Consider the following 12,836-nt stretch of genomic DNA (forward strand, 5'->3'; position numbering starts at 1 on the left):
GGCCCGCGGGGCGGCCGCTGAATCGCCGCAGCAACACCCGCGCGCCGGTGCCATATCGACGATTGCAAAACAGAAATCGTTCGGATACATTGACCCGTAATGAGTTCAGAATCCGGATGCCACGCTGTTTCATCGTCCCGTCCCAGGTGCCTCGAGCCCCGGGCCGGTAGCGGACCTGCCGTGTCTCCGGTCCGCAAGAAAGCCGTCAAACCTGCTGCACAGGTCTGGCGGCTTTTTTGTTTGTACGCACAGGACACGATCGGCACCTTCGCGGCCCAGCGCGGCCGCCCCCGTGTCCTGCGCGGTTTTCCAGCCGTCTTCTCCCCCTGAAAGGAAAGCCAAGCATGCCGCTGCCGACCATGCCCGCCAAGCCTGCTCAATTGCTTGACCCGAGCGAATTCGCCCCGGTGACCAAGCTGCCCAAGGCCAGATCCGCGACACAGGGCAAGAAACCTGTGCCGGCGCTGGAGCGCGTGGCCTTGCTGGAAACCGGAAACGGCACGACCGAAGACGCGCCGGCCGTGGTGGCCCGCGCGGGCGGCACCACGCGCGCGCGCGGCAAGGACGCGCCGGCGCCGCTGACCTCCGTGCCGACCCTGTCCTCGGTGCCCAAGGTCCCCGCCAAGACCGCCGCTGGCGCCACCGGCCGACGCGCGCCCAAGCACACCGGGCCCGCCAAGCTGTTCGTGCTGGACACCAACGTGCTGATGCACGATCCGTCCTCGCTGTTCCGCTTCGAGGAGCACGACGTCTATCTGCCGATGATGACGCTCGAGGAGCTGGACAACCACAAGAAGGGCATGAGCGAAGTCGCGCGCAACGCGCGCACCGTCAGCCGCACGCTGGACGCGCTGGTGGGCGGCACCGACGGCTCGCTCGACGAAGGCATGCCGCTGGCCAAGCTGGGCAACCGCGACGCCCAGGGCAAGCTGTTCCTGCAGACCAAGCTCAACGAGATCAAGCTGCCCGACGGCCTGCCCCAGGGCAAGGCCGACAACCAGATCCTGGGCGTGGTCAGCGCCCTGCAGCAGCAGTTCCCGGACCGCCAGGTGGTGCTGGTGTCGAAAGACATCAACATGCGCATCAAGGCGCGCGCGCTGGGCCTGCCCGCCGAGGACTACTTCAACGACCAGGTCCTCGAGGACAAGGACCTGCTCTATTCGGGCGTGATGGTCCTGCCCAACGATTTCTGGGCCAAGCACGGCAAGGGCGTGGAAAGCTGGCAGGACCCCAAGTCCGGCGCCATGTTCTACCGCCTGACCGGCCCGCTGGTGCCGTCGTTCCTGGTCAACCAGTTCGTCTACCTGGAGCCCAGCGACGGCAGCCTGCCGCTGTACGCCCAGGTCAAGGAGATCAACGGCAAGACCGCGCTGCTGCAGACGCTCAAGGACTTCACGCACCACAAGAACAATGTGTGGAGCGTGACCGCGCGCAACCGCGAGCAGAACTTCGCGCTCAACCTGCTGATGCACCCGGAGATCGACTTCGTCACGCTGCTGGGCCAGGCCGGCACCGGCAAGACGCTGCTGGCGCTGGCCGCGGGCCTGGAGCAGGTGCTCGATCAGAAGCTCTACAACGAGATCATCGTCACCCGCGCCACCGTGCCGGTGGGCGAGGACATCGGCTTCCTGCCCGGCACCGAGGAAGAAAAGATGCAGCCCTGGATGGGCGCGTTCGACGACAACCTGGAAGTGCTGCAGAAGAGCGACGACAGCGCCGGCGAATGGGGCCGCGCCGCCACCCAGGAGCTGATCCGCTCGCGCATCAAGGTCAAGAGCATGAACTTCATGCGCGGGCGCACCTTCGTCAACAAGTTCGTCATCATCGACGAGGCGCAGAACCTGACGCCGAAGCAGATGAAGACGCTGGTGACGCGCGCGGGCCCCGGCACCAAGATCATCTGCCTGGGCAACATCGCGCAGATCGACACGCCCTACTTGACCGAAGGCTCGTCCGGCCTGACCTACGTGGTCGACCGCTTCAAGGGATGGAGCCACAGCGGCCACATCACGCTGGCGCGCGGCGAGCGCTCGCGCCTGGCGGACCATGCGGCGGATGTCCTGTAGCCGCCGCGCGGCGCCGGCCGCAGCGCCGCCTTTGTAGGACCGCGACCGGCATCATTGCGCGCCGGCCTGGCCTAGCATCAAGGCAAGCGCAGCGCCCGCCAGTCCGGCACCTGTGTGCCGGCGCCTGGCGGGCGCTTTTTCGTTTCGGCTCTGGATCGATGGAGGCATCGAATGGATACCCAGCATTCTCGCCAAGCATGCGCCCGGCACCATGCGCCGCGGCGCCGCGCGGCCGGCGGCCTTGCCGTGGCGGCCGCCTGCCTGCTGTGCGGCCCCGCCCTCGCCGCGGACGAAATGGTGATCCGCACGATGGGCCCGATCAGCTACGTCTGCGGCGGCATTGCCGCCGACGAGCAGCTGGCACTGGCCGCCCAGCAGAAGAACTTCAGCATGGGCGTGCTGTTCACGCAGGGCGAGCGCGGCGAATATCTGGCCGACGTGGCCGTGCGCGTGATGCGCGAAGGCCACGAAGTCGCCAGCTTTACCGCCAGCGGGCCGAAGTGCCTCATCAAGGCCCCGCAAGGCAGCTACAATATCGAAGCGACTTATAAGGGTCAGGCCAGGTCGGTCACTGTGAGCACGGGCACCTACAACGCGCAGCTGCGCTGGTAGTTGCGTCGGTAGTTGCGCCGGAAGGCGCCCGCCGGAAGGCTGCCTTCGCGGCGGCCCCGCTCGCGGTTGGCGGCTGGCGCCTGGCCCGGGACCGGACCAGAACGAGAATGCCAACGCGCCAGACCGCCAAGCCGTCACCACGCGCGCCATCGTCACCGCTGGCGCGCGCTGCCTGCCGGGCCCGCCTGCCCTCGCTGTGCGCGGCCGCCCTGCTGCTCGCCGCCTGCGCCTCCGCGCCGCCGCCGCGCCAAGGCGGCCTCTCGCGCCTGCCCGGCACGCCGATGGTGGATCCGAGCGTGGGGCTGGAAGAAGTCTCCATCCAGGCCATGTCCCTGGTCGGCACGCCCTACCGTTACGGCGGCAACACCCCCGATTCCGGCTTCGACTGCAGCGGGCTGGTGCGCTACGTGGTGCTGCGCGCCGCCAACGTCAACCTGCCGCGCACCACCGAGGCGATGGGCGAGCGCGGCGTGCCGCTCGAGCGCAGCCAGGTGGCCTCGGGCGACTTGGTGTTCTTCAACACCACCGGCCGCGCCAACTCGCACGTGGGCATCTACGTGGGCCAGAACCGCTTCGTGCACGCGCCCTCCACCGGCGGCACGGTGCGCCTGGAGGACATGGGCAAGTCATACTGGGTGTCGCGCTACAACGGCGCGCGGCGCGTGGCCTCCGCCGCCGTGCCGCCGCCGGCCCAGCCACAGCAGCCCGCGGCGCCGGCGATCCCCGCCGCCCCGCCGCCGGCGCAGGACGACGACCCGATCGCCGCCTTCGCCAACCGCTAGCGCGGCGCCGGCGCGCTTCCCGCGCGCGCCATGAAAAAAACCAGGCTTCGCGCCTGGTTTTTTTCATGGCCGACATCGGCCTCACCGGCGCCGCGGGCGCCGGCTCAAAGCACGTGCAAACCGATCCACCATGCAATCGCCGCCATGAAGGCCGACGCGGGAATGGTCAGCACCCATGCCCACACGATGTTGCCGGCCACGCCCCAGCGCACCGCCGACATCTTCTGCGCCGAGCCCACGCCGACGATGGCGCCGGTGATGGTATGGGTGGTGGACACCGGCACGCCCAGCGCCGAGGCGATGAACAGCGTGATGGCGCCGCCGGTCTCCGCGCAGAAGCCGCCGACCGGCTTGAGCTTGGTGATCTTCTGGCCCATCGTCCGCACGATGCGCCAGCCGCCGAACATGGTGCCCATGCCGATCGCCACGTAGCAGCAGACGATGACCCACACCGGCGGCTCGGCGCCGCCCTGCGCCACGTGGCCGCTGGCGATCAGCAGCATCCAGATGATGCCGATGGTCTTCTGCGCGTCGTTGCCGCCGTGGCCCAGGCTGTAGAGCGAGGCCGACACTAGTTGCAGGCGGCGGAACCAGCGGTCCACGCGCGACGGCGGCGTGCGGAAGAAGGTCCAGCCCACGATCACCATCATCAGCGAGCCGAGCACGAAACCCAGCAGCGGCGAGATCACGATGAAGGCCACGGTCTTGGCCAGCCCGCCGCCGACCAGCGCGCCGGTGCCGCCCTTGGCCACCGCGGCGCCCACCAGCCCGCCGATCAGCGCGTGCGAGGACGACGAGGGAATGCCGTAGTACCAGGTGATCAGGTTCCAGGCGATGGCGCCGACCAGCGCGCCGAAGATCACGTGGTGGTCGACGATGTTGACGTCGACGGTGCCGGTGCCCACCGTGGCCGCCACCTTGAGGTGGAAGATGAAGATGGCCACCACGTTGCACATGGCCGCCATCGCCACCGCGTGGTGCGGCTTGAGCACGCCCGTCGACACCACCGTGGCGATCGAATTGGCGGCGTCGTGGAAGCCGTTCATGAAGTCGAACAGCAAGGCGAGCGCCACCAGCAGGCCGATGACCCACAGGCTCATTTGTATTGTGTGCATGCCGATTCGTGCCTCAGGCGTTTTCCAGGACGATGCCTTCGATGATGTTGGCAACGTCCTCGCACTTGTCGGTGATGGTCTCGAGCTGCTCGTAGATGGCCTTGAGCTTGATCAGCCGTTTCACGTCGGTCTCGTCGCGGAACAGCTTCGACATCGCCGAGCGCATCACGCGGTCGGCCTCGGACTCGAGGTGGTCGATCTGCTGCGCCGTCTTGAGAATGGCGCTGGCGTTGCTCATGTCCTCGAGCAGGCCGACCGCGATCTTGACCTGGTCGCAGCATTGCACGCAGATCGAGGCCAGCTTGCGGGCCTCGTCGGTCAGGCTGGTCACGTCGTACAGCGAGATGGTCTCCGCCACGTCCTCCATCAGGTCGAGGATGTCGTCCATCGTGGTGATGAGCTTGTGGATCTCGTCGCGGTCCAGCGGCGTGATGAAGGTCTTGTGCAGCAGGTCGATGGTGTCGTGCGTGATGCGGTCGGCCTTCTTTTCGGTGGCCTGCACGCGGCGCGCGTGCGCCTCGGCATTGGGCAGGTCGTTGACCAGCACTTCCAGCTCGCGGGCGGCGGTCACCGCGCAATCGGCATGCTGGTTGAAGTATTCGAAGAACTTGCCCTCCGTGGGCATGAATCGGCCGAACATGGGTTGTTCCTTGTCGGGGCGCGCGAGCGCCCCCGGGTTATTGCCTGGGCGACTGGCTCAATCGGCCAGGCATACATTGCAGACAGCCGCCTGGCGGCGGCTGTCATCAAAACGAAATATTTTACAGGTATGCGGGTCGCAGCCGAATCTCTTTCACGTCCGGCGTGGGCGATCGGCCACGGCGGGGCCGCTTTGCCACCGCCCAGGCCGCGCCAGGACTGGCTTCAGGTGTCGTTGTCGAAGAAGGCCGGGCCGCCGCTGAAGTTGTCGAATTTGGTGAACTGGCCCAGGAATGTCAGGCGCACGGTGCCGATGGGACCGTTACGCTGCTTGCCGATGATGATCTCGGAGGTGCCCTTGTCCTGCGAGTCGGGGTTGTAGACCTCGTCGCGGTAGATGAACAGGATCACGTCGGCATCCTGCTCGATGGCGCCCGATTCGCGCAGGTCGGACATCACCGGGCGCTTGTTGGGGCGCTGCTCCAGGCTCCGGTTCAACTGCGACAGCGCGATCACCGGGCAGTTGAGTTCCTTGGCCAGCCCCTTGAGCGAACGGGAGATTTCCGAGATTTCGGTGGCGCGGTTCTCGCCGCTGCCCGACCCCGACATCAGTTGCAGGTAGTCGATGATGATCAGGCCAAGCTGCCCGCACTGGCGCGCCAGGCGGCGCGAGCGCGCGCGCAGCTCCATCGGGTTGAGCGCCGGGGTCTCGTCGATGAACAGCTGCGCGTCGTTCATGCGCTGGATGGCATGCGTGAGGCGCGGCCAGTCCTCGTCGAGCAGGCGGCCGGTACGCAGGCGGTGCTGGTCCAGCCGGCCGACCGAGCCCAGCATACGCATGGCCAGCTGGGTGCCCGCCATTTCCATCGAGAACACCGCCACCGGCAGGCCCTGCTCCACCGCCACGTGCTCGCCGATGTTGAGCGAGAACGCGGTCTTGCCCATCGACGGGCGGCCGGCCACGATGATCAGGTCGCCGGCCTGCATGCCGCTGGTCATGCGGTCCAGGTCGATGAAGCCGGTCGGCACGCCGGTCACGTCGGTGTTGCTGTCGCGGTGGTACAGCTCGTCGATGCGCTCCACCACCTGCGTGAGCAGCGGCTGGATTTCCTGGAAGCCCTTCTGCCCGCGCGAGCCTTCCTCGGCGATGGCGAAGACCTTGGACTCGGCTTCGTCGAGCAGCTCGCGCACCTCGCGCCCCTTGGGCGCGAAGGCCGCCGAGGCGATGTCGTCGGCCACCGTGACCAGCTTGCGCAGCACCGAACGCTCGCGCACGATTTCCGCGTAGCGGCGGATGTTGGCCGCGCTGGGCGTGTTCTGCGCGAGCGAGTTCAGGTAGGCCAGCCCGCCCACCTCCTCCGCCTTGCCGGCCACCTGCAGCATCTCGTAGACGGTGATGACGTCCGCGGGCTTGGTCGCCGAGATCAGCCGGGCGATGCTCTGGAAGATCATCCGGTGGTCGAAGCGGTAGAAGTCCGACTCGGAAAGGAAGTCGGCGATGCGGTCCCAGGCGGCGTTGTCCAGCAGCAGGCCACCCAGCACCGATTGCTCGGCCTCGATGGAGTGCGGAGGTACCTTGAGATTATCTAGTTGGGGGTCGCTGACAGGCGCGTTCATGGGGAGGGATTATAACGGCGCGCACAGGCGAGCCGGAGGAGAAATCGCGGCGCGTGCCGCGATGTGACGGCAGGACAACCACCCCGGCCGGGCCGAAGCCGGAACCCCGGGCCAAAACAAAAAGGCAGGAGCGCCTGGCTCCTGCCTTTTTGTTCCTGCCTGCGGCCGCTGCCGCTGCGGAGATCCCTCGCGGGCCCCGCGGCGGCGGCCGGTTCCGGCCTTAGACGTGTTCGCCCAGGACGGAGACCGTCACGTCGACCACCACGTCCGTGTGCAGCGAAACGCTGACCGGATGATCGCCAACGATCTTCAGCGGGCCGTTCGGCAGGCGCACTTGCGCCTTCTCGATCTTGAAGCCTTGGCCTTCCAGGGCGGCGGCGATGTCGGCGTTGGTGACCGAGCCGAACAGGCGGCCGTCCACACCCGACTTCTGGGTGATCTGCACGGTCAGGCCGTTGAGCTTCTCGCCCTCGCCCTGCGCGGCAGCCAGCTTCTCGGCGGCGGCCTTTTCCAGCTCGGCGCGCTTGACTTCGAACTCGCTGATGGCGGTCTGGGTCGCGCGGCGGGCCTTCTTGTTCGGGATCAGGAAGTTACGGGCGTAGCCGTCCTTCACGCGAACGATGTCACCCAGGTTGCCCAGGTTGATGACTTTTTCCAGCAGAATGATTTGCATCGTGTTTTCTCCTTGACGGACCTAGGGCCGATCAGTTCTTGTGCAGGTCGGTGTAGGGCATCAGCGCGAGGAAACGCGCGCGCTTGATGGCCGTATCGAGCTGACGCTGATAGTGCGCCTTGGTGCCGGTCAGGCGGGCCGGCGTGATCTTGCCGTTGTCGCCGATGAAATCCTTCAGGGTGTCCAGATCCTTGTAGTCGATCTGTTCCACGCCGGCCACGGTGAAGCGGCAGAAGCGCTTGCGCTTGAACAGCGGGTTCTGCTGTTGGAAGCGCTTCTTGTTCTTGTTGTCACGTTTGACGAATGCCATGATTCAATCCTTTTCGAATGCTTTACATCCAGTGATGTGAAAGACGAGAGCCTTGCTGTTGCGGTGCTTGCGGGCCAGGAATCCTTCGCAGTCGAGCATCGCGCCGAGCGGCGTGCGCTCGAGCCGTTGTCCGATCTGTCCGATCCCCATCGCGGCGATGGCAAATTCCACCTGCCTGGGCGTCTGCGCCTCGACCGTCTCGCCCGCGTACTGCAGGATGCAGTTGACGACGGGGACGCCGGCCGGGGTATAGCGCAGGGCATCGCGTTCGGCGAGGGTTGCGCAGAGCCTCAACTGGTTCAACGCTGCCTCCGTTCCCGGTACCCGTGCCCGCCCGCGCCGCCGCGCCAGCGATATTCAGCGCCCGCGGCAACCGCAAGAGCCCGCACTTAGGCGGCCTGGCCTTCGGTGGTCTGTTGCGCGGCCTTGCGGGCTTCTTCGCGCTGCACTTCCTTCATCATCGGGGACGGTGCGGTTTCGGCCTTCTTGGTCTGAACGATGAGGTGGCGCAGCACCGCGTCGTTGAACTTGAACGCGTGTTCGAGTTCAGCCAGGGTTTCCTTGCCGCATTCGATGTTCAGGCAAACGTAGTGAGCCTTGGCCAGCTTCTGGATCATGTAGGCCATCTGACGGCGGCCCCAGTCTTCCACGCGGTGGATCTGGCCTTCCTGCGAGGTGACCAGCGTCTTGTAACGCTCGATCATGGCCGGAACCTGTTCGCTCTGGTCCGGATGGACGATAAATACGATTTCGTAATGACGCATTGACGCTCCTTTTGGATAAGCCACCCGGGCGCCATGTCCGGTGTGGCAAGGTTGGATAGCCTTAAAGTATAGCGCGCTTTCCACGCATAGGGCAAGCTGCTTCAGTTATCGGCAAAGAGCGCCTGCAACGCCGCCGGATCCGCCGCCAGCGCCGGCCTGGCCGCCAGCGCGAGCAGCAGCAGCACGCGCGCCTTGTAGGGATTCAGGTCGCCGGCCGACACGAAGACGCCGGCGGTCGGCCGCGGCTGCGCCGGCATCGCCACATGCCCGGCCCCGGTGCGCGAGCTGCGCACGACCGCCACGCCCGCCGCGGCGGCCTCGGCCAGCGCCTCCGCCAGCGACTGGTGGATCGAGCCGTTGCCCGCGGCGGCCACCACGAGGCCGCTCACCCCGGCCGCGACCAGCGCATCGACCATCACCCGGCCCGGCTGCGCGTAGCTGGCCAGGATCTCCACCTGCGGCCACGCCGCCGGCACCGGCATGGCCGCGGCCGGCAGCCGCAGCGGGGCGCGGGTGAAACAGACGAAATCGTCCTGCACATAACCGACCGGGCCGCCCGCCGGCGAAGCGAAGGCGTTCACCGCCGCCGTGTGCGCCTTCACGGCGTCGCGCGCGGCGTGGATCTCCTGGTTGACGACCAGCAGCACACCCTTCCCCACCGACGCCGGATGGCTGGCCACGCGCACCGCGTCGAGCAGATTCAGCGGGCCGTCCGCGGACAGCGAAGTCGACGGCCGCATGGCCGCGGTCAGCACCACCGGCAGCGTGGCCTCGCAGGCCAGGTGCAGCACCATCGCCGTTTCCTCCAGCGTATCGGTGCCGTGCGTCACCACGATGCCGGCGACGTCGGGCTGCGCCGACCAGAAGCGGATCCGCTCGACCAGCCTGGACCAGAGCGCGAACGACATGTCCTTGCTGTCCACCTGCGCCACCTGCTCCGCCTCGATGCGCGCTACCTCGCCAAGCGCGGGCACGGCTCCGAGCAGCGCCGACACCGGCACCGTGGCGGCCTGGTACTTCGCGCTGCTGGCGGGATTGGACGAAGAACCGGCAATGGTGCCGCCGGTGGCAAGCACAACGACGCGACGCAGTGAGGACATGGCGGGGGACGTGTAGGAAGCCTGGAGTCGGAAAAAACGCGCACCCGGAACAGGCACCGCGTGCCGCGGATTGTAACCCTGCGCATCCCGACACCCGCAAGGCGCGCCCGCAGGCAGGCGTGTTGCAAACTATTCGTCGATGCGCCGCGTCCTAAAAATTCCGCTTGCACTTCACTCGATACTGTATAAAATCACAGCATACTGTTTAAACGTACAGTGCTTTCCAATAACAGCGAAAACAACAGCGAACAACGGCGACTATGGCGACCCTGACACCGCGGCAGCAGCAGATTTTCGACCTGATTCGCAGCACTCTCCAGCACACCGGCTTTCCGCCCACGCGTGCCGAGATCGCCGCCAAGTTCGGCTTCTCCTCGCCCAATGCCGCGGAAGAGCATCTGCGCGCGCTGGCCCGCAAGGGCGTGATCGAACTCACCCCCGGCGCGTCGCGCGGCATCCGCCTCAAGGTATCGCGCAGCGACTCCGAGTTGCCCGACCAGTTCTCGCTGCCGATGGCGGGTGTCATGCAACTGACGCTGCCGCTGGTCGGCCGCGTCGCCGCCGGCAGCCCGATCCTGGCCGCCGAACACATCGACCGCCAGTACCAGGTCGATGCCTCCGTCTTCGAAGTCCAGCCCGACTACCTGCTGCGCGTGCGCGGCCTGAGCATGCGCGACGCCGGCATCCTCGACGGCGACCTGCTCGCGGTCAAGCGCGCCAGCGAAGCCGCCAACGGGAAGATCGTCGTGGCCCGGCTCGGCGAGGACGTCACCGTCAAACGCCTCAACCGCCGCGGCGACACGATCGAACTGATCGCGGAGAACCCCGACTTCAGCAACATCATCGTCCAGCCGGACCGGGAAGAATTCTCCCTGGAAGGCATCGCCGTCGGCCTGATCCGTACCGGCGCGTTCTAAAAGCCCCAAGCCTCAAGTGCGGCTGGAGCGGGTTCGCCCGCCTCGAGCTGCACCCGATATGCCAACGCCATCCGCGCTGCGGATGCCGACAACTGTTGTTGCAAATCACCAGGTGTAGCCATGCTCCCAGCCAATCGCTTCTCCACCCGCCGCCCCGTCAAGCCCGTTCCGTTCCGCCAGTCCAAAGGCGTGCGCATCTACCAGGGTGCGCAGCGGCGCACGATGGTCGGCAGCATGGCCGCCATCTGCCGCATGCTCGAACTGGAAGACCTTCCCAAGCTGTCCGTGTAATGGCGCGTTCCGCGTGGTGGCGCAGCGTGGAGACGGTTGCCATTCGCCGCATGCGCCAGCCTCATGAAATTTTTTGAGGCGAAGTACTAGCCATGTGCCAATGAAGTTTGTATAATCTTGTTTTTCGTCGATCAGCACTCAGCTGAAAGACAACGACGGTGGCTGTAGCTCAGTTGGTAGAGTCCAGGATTGTGATTCCTGTCGTCGTGGGTTCGAGTCCCATCAGCCACCCCAGAATTCTCTTCGGTATCGACGGCTTGAGCATTAACCAGCCGTTCGCGATACAAGATATCCGATAAAAGCGGATATACCCAACGGCGCCTCTGGCGCCGTTTTTGTTTTCTGCCGCTGGCAAGCATCGCACCGATGCTCCAATTTGCCATTGCCCGGACTCCCCTCCTCAAACCAACGTCGCCAGTCGACCCGCTTGTCGCGCATGCGAGGCCGGCTATTTTGCAATTGTTGACAGTCAAACGGTACGTTGCTTCTTATGCTGGCCGCGGCACCATCCCCTTGGTGCTCATATTCGACACTTCCCGATGCCGCTGCGCCGCTCCCCCGGCCCAGCGGCTTTTTTTGGCGGAACGGCGGCCGCAGCCGCGGTGACAGTTGTTGACAGTCCATGTCTCCGCATCCTGATAGCCTTCAATCTCGCATCGTCATCCTCCGCTGGGTACGGTGCGGCTTCCTGTCCCCGCCGGGCATTCGTGTCCGGCGGGGTTTTCTTTTTTGGCCGATGCGTGGTTCCGATGTCTTGCGGACTTCGGGACCTGACCGCCATCGAGTGGACATGCAAGACGCCCCGGCCACTGCCTCTCGATTCATGGCGGACATGCCATCCACATGGGGAAGGCATTATCCTGACACCGCACTCCCCATGCGCGCGGAAATTGCGGGGCGACGCTGTTTGTCCCGATACCCACTACACACCAGGAGACCTGGATATGGCTGGCTCGAGCCTCTTGCTGCTGATCGACGACATCACCTCGATCCTTGACGACATCGCGTCCATGAGCAAGCTCGCCGCCAAGAATACCGCCGGCGTGCTCGGCGACGATCTCGCTCTCAACGCGCAGCAAGTCACGGGCATGAAGGCCGACCGGGAGCTGCCGGTGGTGTGGGCGGTGGCAAAGGGATCGCTGCGCAACAAGGCAATCCTGGTGCCGTCCGCGCTGGCGATCAGCGCCGCGATTCCGTGGGCGATCACGCCTTTGTTGATGGCGGGTGGCGCCTTTCTCTGCCATGAGGGATTCGAGAAGATTGCGCACAGCCTGCTGCATCAGCGGAAGGCACCGGAGGCGACTGTCATCCGGAGCGAGCCGCCGACAACGGATCTGGCCACGCTCGAAACAACGAAGGTCCGCGGCGCGGTGCGCACGGATTTCATCTTGTCGGCGGAGATCATCGTCATCTCGCTCGGCACGGTTTCCGAGGCGACGTTCGGCACGCAGGTTGCCGTATTGTCGATCGTCGCATTGGTCATGACGGTGGGCGTCTATGGCCTGGTGGCCGGCATCGTCAGGCTCGACGATGCCGGGCTTTATCTTCACCAACGGCCATCGGCAACGGCGCGCGCCGCCGGCCGGGCCATTCTGCGCATGGCGCCCTGGCTGATGCGGGCGCTTTCGGTGGCCGGCACGGTTGCCATGTTCCTGGTCGGCGGGGGAATCCTGGTACATGGCTTTCCTGGCGCGCACCACGTGACGGAGCGCGCCGGCGCCCTGCTGAGCACGGAAGGCAGTCTTGACATGCTCGGTCCCCTGCTCGTCAATGGCGTGGCCGGCATCGTGGCCGGCGCGCTGGTGACGGCGGCGGTCTTCCTGATCAAGCTTGCGGTACGGATTGTCCGGCCATCGCTGGACTGAACGCGATGGCTTGGCCGGTATGACGCGGATAATGCAAAGCGCCAGAAACTAAAACCCCAAAAGCAAAACCCCCCAGTCCATACGG

General features: G+C 66.0%; 14 protein-coding genes and 1 tRNA gene. 7 read left to right on the forward strand and 8 right to left on the reverse strand.

Features of this window, described 5'->3' with window-relative positions; genetic code table 11:
- Positions 1 to 344: 344 nt before the first annotated feature.
- The 3 genes from KF708C_RS18625 to KF708C_RS18635 all read left to right on the forward strand — a co-directional run bounded on the left by KF708C_RS18625 (position 345) and on the right by KF708C_RS18635 (position 3,460).
- On the forward strand, positions 345 to 2,066 hold the full coding sequence (locus KF708C_RS18625) for a PhoH family protein (protein WP_020205688.1): 1,722 nt from the start codon (positions 345 to 347) through the stop codon (positions 2,064 to 2,066).
- 171 nt (positions 2,067 to 2,237) lie between these two features.
- Complete coding sequence (locus KF708C_RS18630) at positions 2,238 to 2,678, forward strand: hypothetical protein (protein ID WP_020205689.1); 441 nt, start codon at positions 2,238 to 2,240, stop codon at positions 2,676 to 2,678.
- A 107-nt stretch (positions 2,679 to 2,785) separates the two neighbouring features.
- Positions 2,786 to 3,460: a C40 family peptidase gene (locus tag KF708C_RS18635; protein ID WP_059412896.1), complete on the forward strand. Its 675-nt coding sequence runs from the start codon at positions 2,786 to 2,788 to the stop codon at positions 3,458 to 3,460.
- Positions 3,461 to 3,564: 104 nt separating this feature from the next.
- Here the strand turns inward: KF708C_RS18635 and KF708C_RS18640 are convergent, their stop codons facing one another.
- The 8 genes from KF708C_RS18640 to KF708C_RS18675 all read right to left on the reverse strand — a co-directional run bounded on the left by KF708C_RS18640 (position 3,565) and on the right by KF708C_RS18675 (position 9,678).
- Complete coding sequence (locus KF708C_RS18640; protein ID WP_029044178.1) at positions 3,565 to 4,575, reverse strand: inorganic phosphate transporter; 1,011 nt, start codon at positions 4,573 to 4,575, stop codon at positions 3,565 to 3,567.
- A 13-nt stretch (positions 4,576 to 4,588) separates the two neighbouring features.
- Positions 4,589 to 5,215: a DUF47 domain-containing protein gene (locus tag KF708C_RS18645; RefSeq protein WP_020205693.1), complete on the reverse strand. Its 627-nt coding sequence runs from the start codon at positions 5,213 to 5,215 to the stop codon at positions 4,589 to 4,591.
- Positions 5,216 to 5,439: 224 nt separating this feature from the next.
- On the reverse strand, positions 5,440 to 6,831 hold the full coding sequence (locus tag KF708C_RS18650; RefSeq protein WP_020205694.1) for a replicative DNA helicase: 1,392 nt from the start codon (positions 6,829 to 6,831) through the stop codon (positions 5,440 to 5,442).
- A 220-nt stretch (positions 6,832 to 7,051) separates the two neighbouring features.
- The gene (gene rplI / locus KF708C_RS18655; protein ID WP_020205695.1) at positions 7,052 to 7,504 is read right to left on the reverse strand and encodes a 50S ribosomal protein L9; all 453 of its coding nucleotides are present in this window, start codon (positions 7,502 to 7,504) and stop codon (positions 7,052 to 7,054) included.
- A 31-nt stretch (positions 7,505 to 7,535) separates the two neighbouring features.
- Entirely contained in the window at positions 7,536 to 7,814 is a 279-nt protein-coding gene (gene rpsR, locus KF708C_RS18660; RefSeq protein WP_006163606.1) for a 30S ribosomal protein S18, read from the reverse strand.
- Between the two features lie 3 nt (positions 7,815 to 7,817).
- A complete protein-coding gene (gene priB, locus KF708C_RS18665) occupies positions 7,818 to 8,117 on the reverse strand; it encodes a primosomal replication protein N (protein ID WP_017228959.1) in 300 nt (99 codons plus the stop codon).
- 86 nt (positions 8,118 to 8,203) lie between these two features.
- Positions 8,204 to 8,578, reverse strand: coding sequence for a 30S ribosomal protein S6 (rpsF, locus tag KF708C_RS18670; RefSeq protein WP_020205696.1), 375 nt, complete (start codon positions 8,576 to 8,578; stop codon positions 8,204 to 8,206).
- A 101-nt stretch (positions 8,579 to 8,679) separates the two neighbouring features.
- Positions 8,680 to 9,678 carry an asparaginase gene (locus KF708C_RS18675; protein WP_059412897.1) on the reverse strand — a complete coding sequence of 333 codons (999 nt, stop codon included), beginning with the start codon at positions 9,676 to 9,678 and terminating at the stop codon, positions 8,680 to 8,682.
- Positions 9,679 to 9,938: 260 nt separating this feature from the next.
- Here KF708C_RS18675 and lexA point away from each other — a divergent pair, with 260 nt between their 5' ends.
- From lexA to KF708C_RS18690, 4 genes are all read left to right on the forward strand, one after another.
- A complete protein-coding gene (gene lexA, locus KF708C_RS18680) occupies positions 9,939 to 10,595 on the forward strand; it encodes a transcriptional repressor LexA (protein ID WP_029044180.1) in 657 nt (218 codons plus the stop codon).
- 120 nt (positions 10,596 to 10,715) lie between these two features.
- Entirely contained in the window at positions 10,716 to 10,886 is a 171-nt protein-coding gene (locus tag KF708C_RS36460) for a hypothetical protein (protein ID WP_020205698.1), read from the forward strand.
- A 158-nt stretch (positions 10,887 to 11,044) separates the two neighbouring features.
- A tRNA-His gene (locus KF708C_RS18685) sits at positions 11,045 to 11,120 on the forward strand.
- A gap of 710 nt (positions 11,121 to 11,830) precedes the next feature.
- Positions 11,831 to 12,751, forward strand: coding sequence for a DUF808 domain-containing protein (locus KF708C_RS18690; RefSeq protein WP_059412898.1), 921 nt, complete (start codon positions 11,831 to 11,833; stop codon positions 12,749 to 12,751).
- Positions 12,752 to 12,836 lie beyond the last annotated feature (85 nt).

This window comes from Cupriavidus basilensis (genome assembly GCF_000876015.1).
Classification (GTDB): domain Bacteria; phylum Pseudomonadota; class Gammaproteobacteria; order Burkholderiales; family Burkholderiaceae; genus Cupriavidus; species Cupriavidus basilensis_B.

Coding starts and splice junctions, on each gene's coding strand:
- KF708C_RS18625 (WP_020205688.1), top strand. CDS start 345: ATGCCGCTGCCGACCATGCCCGCCAAGCCTGCTCAATTGCTTGACCCG.
- KF708C_RS18630 (WP_020205689.1), top strand. CDS start 2,238: ATGGATACCCAGCATTCTCGCCAAGCATGCGCCCGGCACCATGCGCCG.
- KF708C_RS18635 (WP_059412896.1), top strand. CDS start 2,786: ATGCCAACGCGCCAGACCGCCAAGCCGTCACCACGCGCGCCATCGTCA.
- KF708C_RS18640 (WP_029044178.1), bottom strand. CDS start 4,575: ATGCACACAATACAAATGAGCCTGTGGGTCATCGGCCTGCTGGTGGCG.
- KF708C_RS18645 (WP_020205693.1), bottom strand. CDS start 5,215: ATGTTCGGCCGATTCATGCCCACGGAGGGCAAGTTCTTCGAATACTTC.
- KF708C_RS18650 (WP_020205694.1), bottom strand. CDS start 6,831: ATGAACGCGCCTGTCAGCGACCCCCAACTAGATAATCTCAAGGTACCT.
- rplI (WP_020205695.1), bottom strand. CDS start 7,504: ATGCAAATCATTCTGCTGGAAAAAGTCATCAACCTGGGCAACCTGGGT.
- rpsR (WP_006163606.1), bottom strand. CDS start 7,814: ATGGCATTCGTCAAACGTGACAACAAGAACAAGAAGCGCTTCCAACAG.
- rpsF (WP_020205696.1), bottom strand. CDS start 8,578: ATGCGTCATTACGAAATCGTATTTATCGTCCATCCGGACCAGAGCGAA.
- KF708C_RS18675 (WP_059412897.1), bottom strand. CDS start 9,678: ATGTCCTCACTGCGTCGCGTCGTTGTGCTTGCCACCGGCGGCACCATT.
- lexA (WP_029044180.1), top strand. CDS start 9,939: ATGGCGACCCTGACACCGCGGCAGCAGCAGATTTTCGACCTGATTCGC.
- KF708C_RS36460 (WP_020205698.1), top strand. CDS start 10,716: ATGCTCCCAGCCAATCGCTTCTCCACCCGCCGCCCCGTCAAGCCCGTT.
- KF708C_RS18690 (WP_059412898.1), top strand. CDS start 11,831: ATGGCTGGCTCGAGCCTCTTGCTGCTGATCGACGACATCACCTCGATC.